The sequence below is a fragment of the Streptomyces sp. NPDC104381 genome (assembly GCF_055583745.1).
In genome coordinates, this window is the sequence record NZ_JBVJNK010000010.1 from 190210 (window position 1) to 209172 (window position 18963).

Annotated in this window: 21 protein-coding genes; 9 read left to right on the plus strand and 12 right to left on the minus strand. The window is 71.8% G+C overall.

What is annotated here, in order from left to right; genetic code table 11:
• Positions 1-166: 166 nt before the first annotated feature.
• Positions 167-655 (plus strand): hypothetical protein, encoded by a 489-nt coding sequence (locus tag ACZ607_RS31155; protein ID WP_469740293.1) that lies wholly within the window; start codon positions 167-169, stop codon positions 653-655.
• 187 nt (positions 656-842) lie between these two features.
• Positions 843-1730 carry a Bax inhibitor-1/YccA family protein gene (locus ACZ607_RS31160; RefSeq protein ID WP_403996749.1) on the plus strand — a complete coding sequence of 296 codons (888 nt, stop codon included), beginning with the start codon at positions 843-845 and terminating at the stop codon, positions 1728-1730.
• Between the two features lie 83 nt (positions 1731-1813).
• On the opposite strand, the gene ACZ607_RS31165 is transcribed toward ACZ607_RS31160, so the two are convergent.
• Complete coding sequence (locus ACZ607_RS31165; RefSeq protein WP_277333492.1) at positions 1814-2044, minus strand: DUF4287 domain-containing protein; 231 nt, start codon at positions 2042-2044, stop codon at positions 1814-1816.
• A 100-nt stretch (positions 2045-2144) separates the two neighbouring features.
• Between ACZ607_RS31165 and ACZ607_RS31170 the strand changes: the two genes are divergently transcribed.
• The gene (locus ACZ607_RS31170; RefSeq protein ID WP_469740296.1) at positions 2145-2474 is read left to right on the plus strand and encodes a hypothetical protein; all 330 of its coding nucleotides are present in this window, start codon (positions 2145-2147) and stop codon (positions 2472-2474) included.
• On the opposite strand, the gene ACZ607_RS31175 is transcribed toward ACZ607_RS31170, so the two are convergent.
• The 3 genes from ACZ607_RS31175 to ACZ607_RS31185 form a co-directional block, all read right to left on the minus strand.
• Complete coding sequence (locus ACZ607_RS31175) at positions 2471-3301, minus strand: hypothetical protein (RefSeq protein WP_469740298.1); 831 nt, start codon at positions 3299-3301, stop codon at positions 2471-2473. The two genes, ACZ607_RS31170 and ACZ607_RS31175, sit on opposite strands and share 4 nt — an antisense overlap.
• A gap of 316 nt (positions 3302-3617) precedes the next feature.
• Positions 3618-4838, minus strand: a complete 1221-nt coding sequence (locus ACZ607_RS31180; protein WP_469740300.1) for an acetyl-CoA C-acetyltransferase — start codon at positions 4836-4838, stop codon at positions 3618-3620.
• Between the two features lie 195 nt (positions 4839-5033).
• The gene (locus ACZ607_RS31185; RefSeq protein WP_469740457.1) at positions 5034-6077 is read right to left on the minus strand and encodes an SGNH/GDSL hydrolase family protein; all 1044 of its coding nucleotides are present in this window, start codon (positions 6075-6077) and stop codon (positions 5034-5036) included.
• 155 nt (positions 6078-6232) lie between these two features.
• Here ACZ607_RS31185 and ACZ607_RS31190 point away from each other — a divergent pair, with 155 nt between their 5' ends.
• Complete coding sequence (locus tag ACZ607_RS31190; protein ID WP_469740302.1) at positions 6233-7636, plus strand: cystathionine beta-synthase; 1404 nt, start codon at positions 6233-6235, stop codon at positions 7634-7636.
• 319 nt (positions 7637-7955) lie between these two features.
• Here the strand turns inward: ACZ607_RS31190 and ACZ607_RS31195 are convergent, their stop codons facing one another.
• Positions 7956-8378 (minus strand): hypothetical protein, encoded by a 423-nt coding sequence (locus ACZ607_RS31195; RefSeq protein WP_469740304.1) that lies wholly within the window; start codon positions 8376-8378, stop codon positions 7956-7958.
• Positions 8379-8513: 135 nt separating this feature from the next.
• Between ACZ607_RS31195 and ACZ607_RS31200 the strand changes: the two genes are divergently transcribed.
• Positions 8514-9317, plus strand: coding sequence for a maleylpyruvate isomerase family mycothiol-dependent enzyme (locus tag ACZ607_RS31200; RefSeq protein WP_469740306.1), 804 nt, complete (start codon positions 8514-8516; stop codon positions 9315-9317).
• Positions 9318-9342: 25 nt separating this feature from the next.
• On the opposite strand, the gene ACZ607_RS31205 is transcribed toward ACZ607_RS31200, so the two are convergent.
• The gene (locus ACZ607_RS31205) at positions 9343-10476 is read right to left on the minus strand and encodes an epoxide hydrolase family protein (RefSeq protein WP_469740308.1); all 1134 of its coding nucleotides are present in this window, start codon (positions 10474-10476) and stop codon (positions 9343-9345) included.
• A gap of 128 nt (positions 10477-10604) precedes the next feature.
• On the opposite strand from ACZ607_RS31205, the gene ACZ607_RS31210 reads away from it, so the two are divergent.
• The gene (locus tag ACZ607_RS31210) at positions 10605-11087 is read left to right on the plus strand and encodes a MarR family winged helix-turn-helix transcriptional regulator (RefSeq protein WP_469740310.1); all 483 of its coding nucleotides are present in this window, start codon (positions 10605-10607) and stop codon (positions 11085-11087) included.
• Positions 11088-11119: 32 nt separating this feature from the next.
• Here ACZ607_RS31210 and ACZ607_RS31215 read toward each other — a convergent pair whose 3' ends face one another.
• Positions 11120-11701, minus strand: coding sequence for a thioredoxin domain-containing protein (locus tag ACZ607_RS31215; RefSeq protein WP_469740312.1), 582 nt, complete (start codon positions 11699-11701; stop codon positions 11120-11122).
• A 152-nt stretch (positions 11702-11853) separates the two neighbouring features.
• On the opposite strand from ACZ607_RS31215, the gene ACZ607_RS31220 reads away from it, so the two are divergent.
• Entirely contained in the window at positions 11854-12702 is an 849-nt protein-coding gene (locus tag ACZ607_RS31220; RefSeq protein ID WP_469740315.1) for a MurR/RpiR family transcriptional regulator, read from the plus strand.
• 150 nt (positions 12703-12852) lie between these two features.
• On the plus strand, positions 12853-13392 hold the full coding sequence (locus ACZ607_RS31225; protein ID WP_469740317.1) for a hypothetical protein: 540 nt from the start codon (positions 12853-12855) through the stop codon (positions 13390-13392).
• 9 nt (positions 13393-13401) lie between these two features.
• Here ACZ607_RS31225 and ACZ607_RS31230 read toward each other — a convergent pair whose 3' ends face one another.
• The 5 genes from ACZ607_RS31230 to ACZ607_RS31250 all read right to left on the minus strand — a co-directional run bounded on the left by ACZ607_RS31230 (position 13402) and on the right by ACZ607_RS31250 (position 17158).
• Entirely contained in the window at positions 13402-13776 is a 375-nt protein-coding gene (locus tag ACZ607_RS31230; protein ID WP_469740319.1) for a hypothetical protein, read from the minus strand.
• A gap of 77 nt (positions 13777-13853) precedes the next feature.
• A complete protein-coding gene (locus ACZ607_RS31235; protein ID WP_469740322.1) occupies positions 13854-14321 on the minus strand; it encodes a roadblock/LC7 domain-containing protein in 468 nt (155 codons plus the stop codon).
• 38 nt (positions 14322-14359) lie between these two features.
• On the minus strand, positions 14360-15166 hold the full coding sequence (locus ACZ607_RS31240) for a helix-turn-helix domain-containing protein (protein WP_469740326.1): 807 nt from the start codon (positions 15164-15166) through the stop codon (positions 14360-14362).
• Positions 15163-15597: a hypothetical protein gene (locus ACZ607_RS31245; RefSeq protein WP_469740327.1), complete on the minus strand. Its 435-nt coding sequence runs from the start codon at positions 15595-15597 to the stop codon at positions 15163-15165. Before ACZ607_RS31245 ends, ACZ607_RS31240 begins: the two co-directional genes overlap by 4 nt.
• Before the next feature lie 202 nt (positions 15598-15799).
• A complete protein-coding gene (locus tag ACZ607_RS31250; RefSeq protein WP_469740328.1) occupies positions 15800-17158 on the minus strand; it encodes an APC family permease in 1359 nt (452 codons plus the stop codon).
• Positions 17159-17285: 127 nt separating this feature from the next.
• Here ACZ607_RS31250 and hutU point away from each other — a divergent pair, with 127 nt between their 5' ends.
• The gene (gene hutU, locus ACZ607_RS31255) at positions 17286-18950 is read left to right on the plus strand and encodes a urocanate hydratase (RefSeq protein WP_469740333.1); all 1665 of its coding nucleotides are present in this window, start codon (positions 17286-17288) and stop codon (positions 18948-18950) included.
• Positions 18951-18963 lie beyond the last annotated feature (13 nt).

Genomic DNA, 18963 nt, shown 5'->3' on the forward strand with positions numbered 1-18963 from the left:
CAGTCACCCCGGCTACGCACCGTCGGCCTGCACACGGCCTCGAAGGCGGCGGGGGACTTTGCCGCCGGGAGTTACTGGTCGGGGGCCGTTCTCCACGTGGGGCGCCCACGGTGCGCGCACGAACCCCGCCCCGGAGCCGCGGGCGGGTGGCTGGGAGACTCTGGTCATGGACACCACATCTGGGCAGCTGAGTTCCTGGACGGCGGCCGGATGGTCCGTCGCGCTCGCGGGTCTGGGGGCGCTCACCGGATTCGTCTGGGACGGCCCCTTCCTCGCCGTCGCCTGCGCCCTGTCCCTCGGGGGCGGCGCCGCGCTGGGCGCGGTCCTCTTCCGCCGCCGCATGGCCGAGAACATCCGGGAGGGCCAGGGGAGGGCCGCCGCACGCGGGTACGCCGACGGGATCGGCGACATGGTGGTGCTGGGCATCTCCGCCTACGAGGCCTCGGTCTTCCCGCTGGCCGGCCCCGGCGCGGTGGATCCCGCCGAGCGCTCGGCGCGCCGCGAGGCCGCGTACCGCCTCACGGCGGCGGAAGGGCTGCCGCACCACGTACGGGAGGCCGCGGCCGCCGCGCTGGAGGCGATCGACGAGGCGCGTGACGACGAGGCCCGTACCTCCCTCGTGGTCCTCATGAAGGCAGTCCACGAGCGGCGCTGACACGTCCGGACGGCTCCCGCGCCCCCTTTTGCGGACGACGCCGCAGGGTATGAGCGTTTCCGTACCCTCCGGAGGGGTCCGGGAGCCCTCGGTGCCCGAGAAGATCCTCCTCCGGTACTAGGGTGATTGTTTTGCCTACCCATTACTCTTGACGCAAGGCCGCGCCAGGTGGCCATGGAGGAGTGAAATGAGGAGCAGCAACCCGGTCTTCTCGCGACGGGGGTTCAGCCGCGACAACGGCCACGCGGGCTTCAACGCGGCGCCGCAGGCCGGGGCCGCCGCAGCGGGCACCAACCCGTACGCGCAGGGCACCGCCGCCAACCCGTACGCGACGAACCCGTACGCCCAGCAGGACACCCAGTACGGCGCCCCGCAGGCGCCCGCGCGCTCCGGCGCGATGACGATCGACGACGTCGTCACGCGTACGGCGATGACGCTGGGCACCGTGGTGCTCACCGCCGCGCTCTCCTGGGCCCTGCTGCCGGTCGACGAGGCCAACCTCGGCAAGTCCTACGGGATCGGCATCGGCGCCGCCCTGGTGGCGTTCGTCTTCGCGATCATCCAGTCCTTCAAGCGCAAGGCGTCGCCCGCGCTGATCCTGGCGTACGCGGCCTTCGAGGGTGTCTTCCTCGGAGTGATCTCCAGCACGGTCAGCACCTACATCAGCCCCGGCACGGTGATGCAGGCGGTGATGGGCACCATGTGTGTCTTCGCCGGTGTCCTCATCGCGTACAAGATGCGCTGGATCCGCGTCACCCGCCGTTTCTACGGCTTCGTGATGGCGGCCGCCATGGGCTTCGTGCTCCTGATGATGGTCAACCTGCTGTTCAGCGTCTTCGGTGGCGGTGACGGCCTCGGCTTCCGCAGCGGTGGCCTCGGCATCCTCTTCGGAGTCGTCGGCATCATCCTCGGCGCGTGCTTCCTCGCCCTGGACTTCAAGCAGGTCGAGGACGGCATCGCCTACGGCGCCCCGCGCGAGGAGTCCTGGCTGGCGGCCTTCGGCCTCACCCTGACCCTGGTGTGGATCTACCTGGAGATGCTGCGTCTGCTCTCCATCCTCAACGGGGACGACTGACCCCGCGGACACGGACGACGGGACGGCCCGCAGGCGTGATGCCTGCGGGCCGTCCCGTTTCCTCGTCGCGGGGAGCGCGTGCCTCAGAGGAGTTTCCGCGCGGCCCGTCTCAGGTCGTACTCGTGGATGATCGCCTTGGCGTGGCCGTAGGTGAGGTCGTGTTCGCTCCGCAGCCAGCTGACCTTCTCCTCGAAGCGGAAGAGAGAGGGGCCTTCGTCGACGGTGCGGAGCCAGTCGGCGATGTCACGACCGGTGCAGCGGGGGATCCGTGAGAGCAGGTTGCGATGGGTTTCTTCGGAGAAGACTTGGGACATCGGCGCCTCCGACGCAGTGCGCGTTGCTGGTCCTTCCCGACACCGTGCCCGAGCGTCGGCGCGTTGGCAACCATCCCGGAGGGGCGCGTAGGGTCACGGCGTGCTTGATACGACGCCCCTGATCGCCGCCGTGGACCGTTTCGCCGACCGCCTGCGGAGTACGCCGCAGAGCCGGCTGCAACACGGCGTCGCCGCCGAGGCCCTGGCGACGGCCAGGGAGCTGTCCGCCCGGGCGCAGCGTGCCGAGGCGCCGGACCGGGAGCCGAGGATCATGCCGGACGCCGGGATATTCGCGGTGGGGGACCAGCTCGCGGTCGCCGGGCGGGACCTGGCCGTGGCACTGGAAACGGCCTCGTCCCAGGAGCTGGACGAGGCCGTGCGTGGTGTCGAGGAGGCGGCGGCGCGGGCGTTCGGGCCCTGGCCGCGCTAGAACGAGGCGATGACGCGGTCGGCGAGGATGTAGACGTTCTCCCGGCCGCACGAGAAGGTCAGCGCATAGGCACCGGAGACTCCGGAACCGCCCAGCAGGACCGGCTGTTCACCGGAGCGCAGCGAGTCGGCGAGCCGCTCGGCGGTCTCCCGGTGGCCCGGGGTCATGCAGAGCGTGGTGCCGTCGGCGAAGACGTACACATCGAGCGTCCCCAGCGGGCCGGGCCGCACGTCGGTCAGCTCCGTACCGGTATCGGCGAGCCGCTCCAGCCGGTTCACGGTACGCTCATGGTCGGTGACCACCGGTGTCTGTACGGGGACGAAGTCCGGGTGCGAGGGGTGGCGGCGACGGGCCGCGGCCAGCTCGGGCGAGTCCTCGGCGTACTCGGTGACCTCGGGCATGTCGGTGAGCTCGGCCAGCTCCGCCAGCTCGTCCAGCGCCTCGCCGGCGTCCAGGTCCATCGCCTCCAGGCCCGCGAAGTCGGTCTGGCGGGGCATGAAGAACGGGGCGTCCTCACCGAGCCCGCCCAGCAGGGACGGGGCGTCGGCGGCGTCGCGTGCCTCCTGGGCGGCCCAGAAGGCACGGGCCTCGGCGAGCTCGCGCTCCCGCTCCTCGGCGAGAGCCTCGGCGACGGCCGCGCGTATCTCTTCGGCGGGTGTGCCGGCGCTCCGGTTGAGCTGCTCCGGTACGGACGCGTGCGGACCCCGTGCCTCCGCCAGATCCGTGCGAAGAGCGGTGACCTGCTTGCGCAGCCCGTGAGCAGCGTGCAGAGCGGCGGCGCCGACGGCCGTGGCAGCGGCGGTGGTCAGCAACAGGGCAAACGGCATGGCGCTCACTGACATACTCCCGGTTTCAATCGACACCCCCGACTTCCTACATCAGCTTGTCCTGTACTGATGCCTGCTGTCAGTGCATTACGTCACGAATTGGACAGGTCTTTGGGCCCGGTGTTTAGCTCTGTGGCCGGTGTGACCTGCGGGAACGACTCTCCCCCGGGACGCAGATCACATCCTGGGGGAGATTCGGTCACGATCGGGGCTCGCCCCGGTTCAACCGGGCCACCGCACGGGACGGGCCGGACTCAGCTCAGTTCAGCTCAGCCGCTCGTTTCCTTGGTCGCGTTCGCTTCGCCTCCGCTGCGGCTCAGCTCAGCCGCTCGATGACCATGGCCATGCCCTGGCCGCCGCCCACGCACATCGTCTCCAGGCCGAACTGCTTGTCGTGGAACTGCAGGCTGTTGATCAGCGTGCCGGTGATGCGGGCGCCGGTCATGCCGAAGGGGTGGCCGACGGCGATCGCGCCACCGTTGACGTTGACCTTGTCCAGCGGCAGGCCGAGGTCCCGGTAGGAGGGGATGACCTGGGCGGCGAACGCCTCGTTGATCTCGGCGAGGTCGATGTCGTCGATGGTCAGCCCGGCGCGCTTCAGCGCCTGCTTGCTGGCCTCGACCGGTCCGTAGCCCATGATCTCGGGCGACAGGCCGGAGACGCCCGTCGAGACGATGCGGGCCAGCGGGGTCAGGCCCAGCTCGCGCGCCTTGGTGTCGGACATGATCACCAGTGCGGCGGCGCCGTCGTTGAGCGGGCAGCAGTTGGCGGCGGTGACGAGCCCGTCGGGGCGGAACACCGGCTTCAGGCCCTGCACGCCCTCCAGGGTGACGCCCGCGCGCGGGCCGTCGTCCTTCGAGACGACCGTGCCGTCCGGCGTCGTCACGGGGGTGATCTCGCGCTCCCAGAAGCCGTTCTTGAGGGCTTCCTCGGCGAGGTTCTGCGACCGCACGCCGAACTCGTCCATGTCCTGGCGGGTGACGCCCTTGATCCGGGCCAGGTTCTCGGCGGTCTGCCCCATCGCGATGTACGCGTCCGGGACGAGCCCCTCCTCGCGCGGGTCGGTCCAGCTCGTCCCCTCCTGCTCGGCGCGGGCGGCGGTGCGGGCCTCGGCGTCGGCGAAGAGCGGGTTGTGCGTGTCCGGCAGGCTGTCGGAGTTGCCCTTCACGAAGCGGGACACCGTCTCGACGCCGGCGGAGATGAAGACGTCGCCCTCGCCGGCCTTGATGGCGTGCAGCGCCATGCGGCTGGTCTGGAGGGAGGACGAGCAGTAACGGGTGACCGTACAGCCGGGGAGGTGGTCCATCCCCATCTGTACGGCGATGATGCGGCCCAGGTTGTTGCCCTGCTCGCCACCGGGCAGACCGCAGCCCAGCATCAGGTCGTCGATGTCCTTCGGGTCCAGCTCGGGGACCTTGGCCAGCGCGGTCTGGATGATCGTGGCGGTCAGGTCGTCCGCGCGCAGGTCCTTCAGGGACCCCTTGAAGGCGCGGCCGATCGGCGAACGGGCGGCAGAGACGATCACGGCTTCGGGCATCACGCGGCTCCATGAGGGCTGGAAGGCAGGAAGGCTGGACTGCCTTGGAAGTTACCCGGACGTATAGCTGAGGTCACCCAACGAGTGATGTGATGCGGACCTCTTTTCTAAGCAACCGCTCAGTCGTCCGGATTGTTCCTGCGGCGCCGGGGTGCCGGGCGGCGGGACTCCGCGCTGCTCACGCCCGCCTCCCCGTCACGCCCTCCGCCAGGTCGCCCCCGACCCGTGGCCGGGCATCGGCCCGCCGTCCGTGTCCGTCCCCGGGTCGTCGTGCGGCACCGGTTCCGTGTGGGCGGGCAGGCGCCGCCGCCTGCGGTGCTTGAGCAGGGCCCACGGCGCACGTGCCGCCGTCACCTCGGTGCCCGCCTCGCGCGCGGCGCGGGAGGCCGCCTTGGCGACCGGCAGCATGCCCTCGCGGCGTGAACTGTCGAGGTGGTCGGATTCCGGCCACAGGCCGAGGGCCGCGCACAGGGTCGGCAGCATCGCCATCGAGGCGGTCGCGTACCCCTCGGCCGAGGGGTGGTAGTTGTCCGGGCCGAAGAGCTCCCGGGGGTTCGCCTCGAACTCCGGGCCGAGCAGGTCGCCCAGCGAGACCGTCCGTCCGCCCTGCTCCACCGCGCCGATCGTCTGCGCCGCCGCCAGCTGCCGGCTCACGCGCCGGGCCAGCCAGCGCAACGGCTGGTAGACCGGCTCGATCGTGCCCAGGTCGGGGCAGGTGCCCACGACGACCTCCGCACCGGCCGTACGCAGTCTCCGTACGGCCGTGCTCAGACAGCGCACCGACTTCGTCGCGGGCATCCGGTGGGTGACGTCGTTGGCGCCGATCATGATCGCGCAGACGTCCGGCACCCCCGACGGATCCGCCAGCACCAGGGACACCTGACGCTCCAGATCGTCCGAACGGGCCCCCGGCAGGGCCACGTTCCGGAGATCCACCGGCCGTTCGGCCACCGCCGCGAGGCCGGACGCCAGCAGCGCCCCCGGGGTCTGCCCGGCCCTGCGCACCCCCTGGCCGGCCGCCGTCGAGTCGCCCAGCAGGACGAAGCGCAGGGGATCGGAGGGGCCGGCGAACGCCACCCCGTACCGTCCGTCCGCGCTGGGTGGGACCGGTGCCTTGCCCCCGCCCACCTGCCGCTTCGCCAGCTGCACCTCGGCGAGCACCAGCCCCACCGTCGCCGCCCCGATCAGACCGACGCTGCCGCCCCCATAGGCCGCACCCGCTGCGATCCGCCGTGCCACCCTCGCTCTCGACACAGTCCGGTCCACCTCCTCCGCGCTGTACAGCCGTACACAGCACTACCTGCCCCGTGGAGGGTGCAGCTCAATCGCTTCGCCCGATCTCCTGCCCGTACGCATACTCTTGCCTGACCATTACGGAGATCCCGGAGTACACGGTGCAATTCCACGATTCGATGATCAGTCTTGTCGGCAACACCCCGCTCGTCAGGCTGCGCAATGTGTCGGCAGGCATTCAGGCGACGGTCCTGGCCAAGGTCGAGTACTTCAACCCCGGCGGGTCGGTGAAGGACCGCATCGCGCTGCGCATGATCGAGGCGGCCGAGCAGAGCGGCGAGCTGAAGCCCGGCGGCACGATCGTCGAGCCGACCAGTGGCAACACGGGTGTCGGCCTGGCCATCGTTGCCCAGCAGAAGGGCTACAAGTGCGTCTTCGTCTGCCCGGACAAGGTGTCCACGGACAAGATCAACGTGCTGCGTGCCTACGGCGCGGAGGTCGTCGTCTGCCCGACGGCCGTCGACCCCGAGCACCCGGACTCGTACTACAACGTCTCGGACCGCCTGGTCCGTGAGACGCCGGGGGCCTGGAAGCCCGACCAGTACTCCAACCCCAACAACCCGCGCTCGCACTACGAGACCACGGGCCCCGAGCTCTGGGAGCAGACGGAGGGGCGGATCACCCACTTCGTCGCGGGCGTCGGCACCGGCGGCACGATCACCGGTACGGGCCGCTATCTCAAGGAGATCAGCGAGAACCGCGTCCAGGTCGTCGGGGCCGACCCGGAGGGGTCCGTCTACTCCGGCGGCTCGGGGCGTCCCTACCTCGTGGAGGGTGTCGGCGAGGACTTCTGGCCGAGCGCCTACGACCGTACGGTCACGGACGAGATCGTCGCGGTCTCGGACAAGGACTCCTTCCAGATGACCCGTCGCCTCGCCAAGGAGGAGGGCCTCCTCGTCGGCGGTTCCTGCGGCATGGCGGTCGTCGCGGCCCTGGAGGTCGCCAAGCGGCTCGGCCCGGACGACGTGGTCGTCGTCCTGCTGCCGGACAGCGGCCGCGGCTACATGAGCAAGATCTTCAACGACGAGTGGATGGCCGACTACGGCTTCCTGGAGGACTCCGGCCCGTCCGCCCGGGTCGGCGCGGTGCTCGACTTCAAGGAGGGCCCGCTCCCCTCGCTCGTCCACATGCACCCGGAGGAGACGGTCGGCGAGGCCATCGACGTACTCCGGGAGTACGGCGTCTCCCAGATGCCGATCGTGAAGCCGGGCGCGGGGCACCCGGACGTGATGGCCGCCGAGGTCATCGGCTCCGTCGTGGAGCGTCAGCTCCTGGACGCGCTGTTCACGCAGCGGGCCACGCTGAGCGACCCGCTGGAGAAGCACATGTCGGCCCCGCTGCCGCAGGTCGGCTCCGGGGAGCCCGTCGAGGACCTGATGGCCGTGCTCAGCGGCGCCGACGGTGCCGACGCGGCGATCGTCCTCGTCGAGGGCAAGCCGAAGGGCGTCGTGAGCAGGCAGGACCTTCTGGCGTTCCTGGCGAAGGACGCCTCGCCCAAGCCGTAGCGGCCGGGTTTCCGGGGTTCGCGAAATCGGTACGAGCGCGACACGTCGACGCAGCACCGGCTTAACACGGCTCCGGCACAGTAAGGGGTGTCGGCAGGGAAACCCGCCGACACCACATGCGGCGACACGGACTACGGAGCGGCTCCCGGACCTCCACCGTCGCCCGGACGCGGCACCCGGCCCTGACCCGGCACCGCGTCCCTCGCGGGGACCGCCGTCGTCCCGCCCTCCGGGCAACCGGGGGTGCGGCGGTCCCCGCGATCACCCATGCGCGGACGGTGCCGGCGGCAGCCCGCCCTCGTCGGACGCCTCGGACGCCTCAGCCGTCCCAGTCGGACGCGGTCCGCCGCTTGGCCCGGGCCCACGGCCACACGCGTGCGGAGTGCACGGCGTTCACGCCGAAGATCCCCAGCCAGGCGACGACGAGCCCCTCGATCCCGGCGTTCGCGACGCCGATCGCGGACAGGGGGATCGCCAGGACCAGCGAGACGGCCCCGAAGCCGAACCGCTCCCCGAAGGTGCCGGCGGACGGCGTGGCGGGCTGCGCGGCGCCCCGGGCGGCCGCCATCCGCTGTTCGGCCAGGAGACGCCTCGCCTGCTGGTCGTTCGTGCCGGCCAGCCGCTGCTCGACCTTCTCCAGGAACGAGTCGACGAGCGCCGACTCGTACTCCGGGCCCAGCTCGGTGCGGGCCTGCAGAGTGGCGTCCAGCTCTCGCCTGAGCTCAGGGTCACGGGCTTCCATACGCCTACGGTACGAACCGCGGGCGCCCGGGTCAGTGGGGCTAGCCCCCCTGTTTCGGCGGTCCGCAGGACAGGGCACGGCGTGCCCCGGCGGCGTAGCGTGGATGCCGGAGCAGGGGAGACGGGAGGCGCGCCCATGGCCACCACGACATCCTCCGCCCGTGCCGTCCCCCGGACATCCGGGACGACGGCCCGGCTGGTCAACGAGGCCGAGCTGCGGGCGACCATCTCCACCTACCGCGAGCTCTCCGACGAGGACTGGAGGCGCCCGACCGCCTGTGCCGGCTGGACGGTCCGGGACGTGCTGGCGCACACCGTCGGCCAGTACGAGGAGGTGCCGCGTCCCTGGGTCGCCGTACGCCGGATCCGGCGGGCCTCGCGGACCCGGCCGGACCTCGGGCCGCTGGACGGCCACAACGAGAGCCAGATCGAGGACCGGAAGGCCGTCCCGGGCCGCGAACTGATCGGCGCCCTCGCCCACTTCGCCCCGCAGGCGCTCATCGCGCTGCGGCGTGTGCCCGCCCCGGTGCGGCGCAGGGTCCGGCTGAGCCTGCTCTACCCGGAGGCGAAGGCGCTGCCCGACGACTCGTTGGACTACCTCGGCAACGTCCTCGCCGCCCGCGACACCTGGATGCACCGCGTGGACCTCTGCGACGCCCTCGGGGTCGGTCCGGTCCTCGACGGGCACGACCGGGAGATCGTGGACCAGGTGGTGCTCGACCTGGCGCTCGCCTGGACGGGGCCCGCGGTGGAGATCGACCTCGAAGGGCCGGCGGGAGGGCGCCGTCTGCTCGGCATCGGCAGCCCGGCGGCCACCCTGCGTGCGGAGGCCGTCGACTTCGCCCGGCATGTGTCGGGGCGGCCGGTGCGCGGCCGGCTGGAGCTGGAGGGCGACCCCGGGGCGCGGGACGCGCTGATGGCGGCCCGCGTCGTGTTCTGAGCCGCGCGCGCCGGGGCGGCGGTGTTCATGCGCCGGCGGGGAGCTCCCGGGCGGGCGGGACGGAGAGGCCGGACGGTGTGGAGAGGGCGGTCAGGAAGAAGGTCCGGATGTCCTCGGCGAGGAGCTCCGGAACCTCCATCGCGGCGAAGTGACCGCCGCGTCCGAACTCCGACCAGTGCCTGATGTCGTACAGCCGCTCGGCCAGCGGTCGTACCGACTGCGTGATGTCGTGCGCGAACACCGCCACGCCGACCGGGACAGGGCACGGGGCGGCGCCCCGTGCCGTCTCGCGGTGCAGGCGTGCCGAGGAGGCGGCGGTGGCGGTCAGCCAGTACAGCGAGATGTTGGTGAGCATCTGCTCGTCGCTGATCGTCGAGCGGGGGTCGGTCCACTGGGCGAACCGTTCGGCGATCCAGGCCAGTTGGCCGACCGGCGAGTCGGTCAGCGCGTAGCCGACGGTCTGCGGGGTGGTGGCCTGGAGGGCCTGGTAGGGCGGGCGGTTCGCCATCAGCCGGCGGATCCTGTCGAGCCGGGCCTCGTCCGCCGGCGACAGCGTGATGCCGGCCTCCGGGTCCGGCCGGGTCGGTAGGTAGTTGACGTGCACGCCGACGACCTGTTCGGGTGCGACGGCGCCGAGCGCCGTCGAGATGCCCGCGCCGAAGTCGCCGCCCTGCGCGCCGTAGCGCTCGTGACCGAGGCGGCGCATCAGCTCCGCCCAGGCCCGGGCGACACGGACCGAGTCCCAGCCCCGCTCATGGGTCGGCCCGGAGAATCCGTACCCCGGGATCGAGGGGATCACCAGGTGGAAGTCGCGCGAGAGCGGCTCGATGACGTCGAGGAACTCCAGGAACGAACCGGGCCAGCCGTGGGTGAGGATCAGCGCGAGTGCGTCCGGTTTCGCGGAGCGGACGTGGACGAAGTGGATGTTCTGGCCGTCGATCTCGGTGGTGAAGTGCGGGAGTTCGTTGAGCGCGGCCTCGTGCTCACGCCAGTCGTAGTGGGTGCGCCAGTGTTCGGCCAGCTCCTTGAGCCGTGCCAGCGGGAAGCCGTAGTCCCACCCGGCGTCGGTCAGTTCGTCGGGCCAACGGGTGCGGGAGAGACGGTCGTCGAGGTCGTCGAGGTCGGCCTGGGGTACGGCGATGCGGAACGGCTTGATCATGGGATCACTCCAGACGGCTTCATCCGGCGCCCGAACGTGGGGGCGCCAAACGTTTGGGCTGCAAACGTTTACCGTCCGAACGATACGCGTAATCGTAGGTGCGTCCAATGATTAGTTAGGATCGCTCCATGGAGAGCCCGGCAGACGAGACGCCCGTCCGATGGAAGGGGCTGCCCAGCTGGCTGCTCACCCAGACCGCCCATCACGCGCACCGCCTGGTGGCCGAGGGGTTCTCGTCGGCCGGTGCCCGCGGCTACCACTACCGTCTGCTGGCGACGCTGGAGGAGGGCGGGCCGGCCAGCCAGGCCGCGCTGGGCCGCCGCAGCGGCATCCACGTCAGCGACATGGTGGCGACGGTGAACGGGCTCGCCGAGCGCGAGCTGGTGGAGCGCGCCCCGGACCCCTCCGATCGGCGGCGCAACGTCATCTCGCTGACCACCGCCGGCAGGCGGCACCTGCGGCGGCTGGAGAAGCGGCTGGCCGCCTCGCAGGACGAGCTGCTGGCCCCGCTGTCACCCGGGGAGCGGCAGCAGCTGACCGGGCTGCTGTCCAGGCTGCTGGACCACCACGAGGGCGGGGCGGCCGGCACCCCGGAGGAGCCCGCGCGCTGACGTGACGCCCCGGACGGCCCCCGGCGCGGCGGTCACGGGGGAGTCGCCTCGGCGAGGAAGGCCTCGGGTGTGACCGCGTACCCCAGGGTGTTGATGACCGGGACCGGGACGCGGTCGAACAGGACGGTCGGGGTGGACCGCACCCCGCTCGTCTCGAAGGCGGCCGAGACCTGCGCCGCCCACGGCAGATAGGTGCGCTCCATCACCTTCTGCCGGAAGCCGTCGGTGTGCAGCGCCTGGACCTCGTCGGCCACCCGCAGCAGGGTGTCCCGGTCGGCGAAGGCGTCCACGTCCTCGCTGGGCTGATCGGCGTACAGAGCCCGCAGGAAGAGCATGAACGGCTTCTGCCCCTCGTCCGCGGCGGCTCCCAGCGCGGCCAGCGCCTCCAGGGATCCGCTGCCGCCCGCGGAGTCGTCGATGAAGGTGCCGAAGTGGTGGTCCACCGCGAACCGGCCCTCGTCGGCGGCCTGCTCCATCACGGCCCCCAGGCCGAGCTCCATGCGCTTGCAGTACGGGCAGCGCAGATCGGCGTAGACGCTCAGCACATGTGTGGCGTCGGGGTCGCCGTAGCGGACGATGACGCCGCCCGGCCCTCTCGTATTGGCTGGGATCATGACCCCAGGGTCGGCAGCGGAGGACGGTCCCGCAATGCGAGCGGCGGGAGCCGGGGCGGGCGCGGACTGTATATGGACATGCAGAGCGCTTGCTGGCTGAATGGATTCCTCGGTGCCGGGACCGGCGCGGGCGGACAGGTGGAGGGGACAGCATGAGCGGGAGCAGCCCGGCGGCGCGGTTGCAGCGGCTCTTCGAGGGGCAGCGGCTCACGCCCACCCAGCGGCGGATCGCGCACTCCATGGTGCGGCGGGCCGCCGACGCGCCGTTCCTGTCCAGTGTGGAGCTGGCCGAGCTGGCGGGGGTCAGCCAGCCGTCCGTCACCCGCTTCGCGGTGGCGCTCGGCTTCGACGGGTACCCCGCCCTGCGCAAGCACCTCAGGGACGTCACCCCGGAGGGGGCGGCCGGCGCGGACGGCGTGGAGGAGAGCTTCAACGAGTACCAGCAGGCGGTGCGGGCCGAGATCGAGAATCTGCGGCAGCTGTCCGAGCTGCTCGCCGACCCGGCCCCCGTGGAGCGGGCGGGACGGCTGCTCGCCGGGTCGAGGCCGCTGCTCGTGCTCGGGCTGCGGGCCGCGTCCTCGCAGGCCCGGGGGTTCGGCTACTTCGCCGCCAAGGTGCACCCGGATGTGCGGGTCCTCGACGAGGGCGGCAGCATGCTCCACGACCGGATCGACGCCGCCGGGCGGGCCGGTGCGAGCGTGCTGCTGTGCTTCGCGCTGCCGCGGCATCCGCGCGAGGCCGTGGACGCGCTGGCGTACGCACGGGAGCAGGGGCTCACGGTCGTGACCGTGGCGGACTCGGCGTTCGCGCCCGTGGCGGCCCACAGCGATCTGCTGATCCCGGCCGCCGTGGGGACCGGGCTGGCCTTCGACACCGCCTGCGCGCCGATGCTGCTGGGGCGGGTGCTGCTGGAGGCCATGTGCGACGGGCTGCCCGAGGCGCAGGCCCGGCTGGAGGAGTTCGACGCGAAGGCCGCCGCGCGGGGGCTGTTCGTCGAGTAGAGGGCGAGGGCCCCGGGACACCGGACGGCCGCTCCGCCGTTTCTCAGACATCGCTCATCTGTGCCTATTAATCTCCGCGCCCAGAAGGACCACAGGGAACCGCGGGAGAGGGGTACGGACGTGGGGCGCGGAGCGCAGTCGTTGGCGAGGGTGGCCGTGATCGTACGGGCCGGGGCCGCGCCGTTGTGGTGGCCGGGGCTGCTGGCGGCGGCCGTCGGCGCGTGCGTCCCCGGGCTCGCCGGACGCCGGATCGGGCTGCTGGCGGGTGCCGCGCTGTTCCTGGTGACCCTGGCCGCCGTGGCGTTCGCCCGCACCGGGCGGTACGCGGAGCTGGCGAGGGCCGCCGCACGGGCCGGGCGCGGCGACTTCCTCCAGGACCGGGACGTGACCGTACGGAACTGGCGGCGCGGCCACCGCTGGTGGCTGGCGGGCGCCTTCCTCGTGGCGGTCGCCAGCGCGTACGTGCTGCCCGGCGCGGGCGGGCTGGCGCTGGCCGGAGCAGGCGCCGGGCTCTGGCTGAAGGCGGCCGGGATCGGCCGGCGGGAGCGGCGGGACGACGTCCTGTACTGGGTGCGCACCGACCGGGTGGAGCGCGGCCGGCCCGCGGGCAAGGGCGTGAAGGCGTACCGGACGACCGGGCCCATGGCGGGGGACGCCGCGCCCGGTGGGGCACGGCGTCGCCGCCGCTGACGGGCCGGGTCAGACCTCCAGCTCGGCCTCGATCTTCCGCAGCTGGTGGCGGGCCATCGCCAGGTTGGACCTGGCCTTGTCGATGACGAGGTAGAGGAACAGGCCGTTGCTGCCACGGGTCTTGAGCAGCCGGATCAGGTGGTACTGGCCGCCGAGGGTGATCAGGATGTCCTCGATCTCGTCCTTGATGCCCAGGTGCTCCATGGTCCGGAGCTTCGCGCGGACGACGTCCGTGTTCCCTGCCGCGGCGACCTCCAGGTTGAAGTCCTTGCCGCCGCCCAGGGTGCCCAGCGCCATGCCGCTGGTGTAGTCGACGAGTGCGACACCGAGGGTCCCCTCGATCGACGCCATCGCATCCTTCAGTGACGCTTCGGTGTTGGCCATAGTGCTCGTTTCCTTTCCCTGGCCGGCCCGGTGGCCGGTCCGCTGCTGAGTGGTGCGTTGCCGGGTGGTGCGGGGTGTCACGTGGCATCCGGTGTGGTGGTGCGGCGGGGCAGCGCGCGCGACTGCGGCGGCCGCGGAGGCGGCACGGGCCGGTCGGGGCGGTCCTGCGCGGCGTCGACCACCTCGCCGATCCGCGCACCCGCGCGGCGGCCTTCGAGGTGGAGGCGGCCGACGTTGATGCGGTCCTCGGCGAGCAGGGTGAGGACGGCGGAGGAGCCCGCCGCGTAGGTGGCGATGTAGCCGCTCTCACCGCGGATCAGGAGTTCGCGGAAGCCGCCGCGTCCGGTGGCGTCGGTCATCCGGATCGAGACGCCGAGCGCGGCCGCGGTCAGCGCGGCGACGCCCTCGGCCTCGATGCCCGGGGTGTCCTGGGCGACGATCAGGCCGTCCGTACTGGCGGCGAGCGCGCCGGTCAGGAGCGGCACCCGGGCGCGTAACCGCTGGAGCTCGTCGAGGACGTCCTTCGCCTCTGCCTCGGGCACCATCAGCTGTCTCCTCCCGGCACGCTGTCTGAGCGCGCGTATCACAGGGCCTCCAATGCGTCTCTGAGCCGGCGCAGCAGGGCGACATCGGGGTCGGTCGTGACCTCGGGCAGCGTGATGCGGCCGTCTCCGGACACCGGTGCGGATCCGGTCGCGGCGGGGCGGACCGCTTCGACCAGTCCGGCGGCCGCCAGCCGGCGCAGGTCGACCAGGACGTGGAAGGCGGACCTGCCCAGCGCCTGCGCGATGTCCGTGGCCGTGCGCTCGCCGTTCACCAGGGCCAGGACGCGGCGCTGGCGGGGCGGGACCGGGGTGTCGACGGGGTGGGCCGCCGGGGTGAGCGGCGCGGTGTCGGTGAGCGCGTCCGGCCAGATCCGGTCCAGGAGTTCACGGCGCCGGAGCGTCTCGCGCTGCACCGCGTGCACGGGCACGGGGCGGACCGGGCCGATCCAGTGGGAGACGCCGTAACGGAAGCGGGCCGGTGTGTGCGTGGGGGCCAGGGCGAAGAAGGCCGCGTCGTACAGGGCGCCCAGGTGGCAGAGCTCCAGGGCGCCGCCGGGGACCCGGCCGCTGTCCACGAGGTAGCGGCCGACCCGCTGTCCGGCACCTGCCTGGGCCACCGCGTCCCACCAGCCCTCGGAGCGCAGGGCCCCGCCCGTGGTGAGCAGGACGTCGATCCCGGGGGTCGCGGGGCTCTCCGCGTGGACGACCTGGCCGTCGGCGAGATACAGGGTGCCGCGGTCGCGCATCAGTGCGCCGGTGGCGCGCTCCGCCTCGAGCCGCTGGAGCATCGGGGAGGGCGCGGCCCGTTCGGGAGCGGGGGGCGGGACGGTCGCGAGGGGTCTCATGCCAGGACCAGCCGCTCCGCTATCTCGCCGAGCCGGATGCGCGCCAGGGCGAGGTTGCCCTCGGCGCGGTCCAGCCAGAGATGGAGGAAGACGCTGCTGTCGAAGGCCGTCTCGACGAAACGGAGGATGTGGTAGCCGGGGGCGGTGGTGACGATGACGTCCTCGACGGCGGAGGCGGGCGGCCCCGGTAACCCGGTGGGCGCCCCGGGGGGACCGGGCGACGCGGTGGGCGCGTCGGCCGGACCGAAGACCGGCTGTTCGGCGGCCATCCTCGCCACCTCGGCCGTCTCGGCGGCCGTTGCCTCGTGGTCGCCGTTGGGCGACTCGCCGATCGTGCCGAGCGCGAGACCGCTGGTCCAGTCGACCACCGCGGCACCCCGGGCACCGGGCAGTCTCATGACCTCGATCAGACATTCGTCGATTCCGGGCAACGCGAACTCCCTCCCGACGTGGCGTGCGGATGTAATGGAGAGGCTACGCAACGTGTGCGCGACTGGTGGGAGTTCTGGCATTTTCCACAGGTACATGCGGCGGCCGGTGTAAAGGAGCCGGGGCCGGGCGCGCGACAGCCGGCCGGAACGTCGTCCGGCCGGCTGTCGTCGTCTGGCGGATCCGGTCCGGCTCCGCCCGCTGTCAGGCCTTCTCCTGGGCCGACATCACCGCCTTGTTGACCGCCCAGAGACCGATTCCGATCAGCAGGAGGATCCCGGCGCGGATGTAGACGTCCGCGGCTCGGTCGGCCAGCGGGCTCGCCAGGATCAGGGAGGTGACGGCCCCGAGCACGGGAAGCGCCGTCGGCGTACGGAAGTGCCGGTGGTCCACCCGGTCCTTGCGGAGTACCAGTACGGCGATGTTGACGACGGCGAAGACGCAGAGGAGGAGGAAGGAGGTGGTGTCGCCGAGGCCCTCGATCTCGCCGGTGGAGACGAGACCCACGGCGAGCACGGTCACGAAGACGATGCCGGCCCAGGGGGTGCGGCGCTTGGCCAGGACGCTGCCCATCGCGCGGGGCAGGATGCGCTCGTTGGCCATGCCGTAGCAGAGCCGCGAGGCCATCATGATGTTGATCAGCGCCGAGTTGGTGACCGCGAACAGGGCGATGAGCGCGAAGAGTTTGGGCGGGAAGTCGACGCCGCCCGCCTTCACCACCTCCAGCAGCGGCCCGCTGGAGCCCTCCAGGGTGCGGGAGTCGACCAGCAGGGACGAGACCAGGGCGACCAGGACGTAGATGGTGCCCGTCACCGTGACGCCGATGAAGATGGCGCGCGGGAACGTCCGGGCCGGGTCATGGGTCTCCTCGGCCATGTTCACCGAGTCCTCGAAGCCGACGAAGGCGAAGAAGCCGAGCGCGGTGGCGCCCAGGACTCCGGTCATCAGGGCGTATCCGGTGCCGCCCGTCTCCAGGTCGGTCAGCCGGGAGGGCTCGCCCCCGCCGGAGATGACGGCGTAGGCGCCGATGGAGAGGATCACCACGAGGCCGCTGAGCTCGACGAGCGTCAGGACGACGTTGGCCTTCACCGACTCGGCGACCCCGCGCAGATTGATCGCGGCGAGCGCGAGGACGAAGAGGATCGCGACGAGGGTGGGCGGCACGGCGTCGGTGAACTCGCCTAGGTAGTCGCCGCTGAAGGCGAGAGCCGCGGCGCTGGCGGACGACAGGCCCGAGCACATGACCATGAAGGCGATGACGAAGGTCAGGAACGGGACCTTGAACGCCTTCTGGGTGTAGAGCGCGGCACCGGCCGCCCTGGGGTACTTGCCGACGAGCTCGACGTACGAGGCGGCCGTGAGCATGGCGACCACGAAGCCGATCAGGAACGGCAGCCAGAGCGCCCCGCCGACCTTTCCCGCGACCTTGCCGGTGGTGGCGTAGATGCCGGTGCCGAGGATGTCGCCGATGACGAACAGGATGAGGAGCTTGGGCCCGATGGCCCGTTTGAGCGGGGGTTCGCCGGACGTGGTGGATGCGTTCGTGGGCTGCGATGCGGACACGGAGCCTCCCCGGGGGTGTGGTGACTGGAAGGCCTGCCCCGAGGAGCGTGGGACTCACCTGTTGACTAGGAGTATTCAGAGCGACAGGATGTGAATAAGAGAGTCACATTCGCGAGGAGGCACCGCCATGTCAGGACCCCGCCCCGTACGGGCACCGCGCGGTACGGAACTGAGCGCCCTGGGATGGCAGCAGGAAGCCGCCCTCCGCATGCTGCAGAACAACCTCGACCCCGAGGTCGCCGAACACCCCGACAAGCTCGTCGTCTACGGCGGCACGGGCAAGGCGGCCCGCGACTGGCGGTCCTTCGACGCCATGGTCCGTACGCTGCGGACGCTCAAGCAGGACGAGACGATGCTCGTCCAGTCCGGGCGGCCGGTCGGCGTCATGCAGACCCACGAGTGGGCGCCGCGCGTCCTGATCGCCAACTCCAACCTGGTCGGCGACTGGGCGAACTGGGAGGAGTTCCGCCGGCTGGAGGCCCTCGGGCTCACCATGTACGGGCAGATGACGGCCGGGTCCTGGATCTACATCGGGACCCAGGGCATCCTCCAGGGCACCTACGAGACCTTCGCCGCGGTCGCCGCGAAGCGGTTCGGCGGGACGCTGGCGGGGACCATCACGCTCACCGCCGGACTCGGCGGCATGGGCGGCGCCCAGCCGCTGGCCGTCACCATGAACGACGGCGTCGCGATCTGCGTCGACGTCGACCCGCGCGCCATCGAGCGCCGCATCGAGCACAAGTACCTGGACGTGCGGGCCGACTCCCTGGAGCACGCGCTCCAGCTGGCCGTCGAGGCCCGCGACGCGCGGCGCCCGCTCTCCATCGGCCTGCTCGGCAACGCGGCGGAGCTGCTGCCCCGGATGCTCGCCGAGGGCGCACCTGTCGACATCGTCACGGACCAGACCAGCGCGCACGACCCGCTCGCCTATCTGCCCGTGGGCGTCGACTTCGACGACATGGCCGCGTACGCGGCCGAGAAGCCCGCCGACTTCACCCGGCGCGCGCGGGAATCGATGGCCGCGCACGTCGAGGCGATGGTCGGCTTCATGGACACCGGGGCCGAGGTCTTCGACTACGGCAACTCCATCCGGGGCGAGGCCCAGCTCGCCGGCTACACCCGGGCGTTCGACTTCCCCGGCTTCGTCCCCGCCTACATCCGGCCCCTCTTCTGCGAGGGGAAGGGGCCCTTCCGGTGGGCGGCGCTCTCGGGCGAGGCCTCGGACATCCACAAGACGGACAAGGCGCTCCTGGACCTCTTCCCGGAGAACGAGTCCCTGCACCGCTGGATCAAGATGGCCGGCGAGCGGGTCCACTTCCAGGGCCTGCCGGCCCGGATCTGCTGGCTCGGCCAGGGCGAGCGCGACAAGGCGGGCGACATGTTCAACGACATGGTCGGCAACGGCACCCTCGCCGCCCCGCTCGCGATCGGCCGCGACCACCTGGACTGCGGTTCGGTCGCCTCCCCCTACCGTGAGACGGAGGCCATGCTCGACGGCTCCGACGCGATCGCCGACTGGCCCCTCCTGAACGCCATGGTGAACGTCGCCTCGGGCGCCTCCTGGGTCTCCCTCCACCACGGCGGCGGCGTCGGCATGGGGCGCTCCATCCACGCGGGCCAGGTCTCGGTCGCCGACGGCACGAAGCTGGCCGGCGAGAAGATCCGCCGCGTCCTCACCAACGACCCCGGCATGGGCGTCATCCGGCACGTGGACGCGGGCTACGACATCGCCGAGTCCGTGGCGGACGAGCGCGGCGTGCGCATCCCGATGCGGGAGGGAGGAGCCGCGTGAGCGACACCTTCCA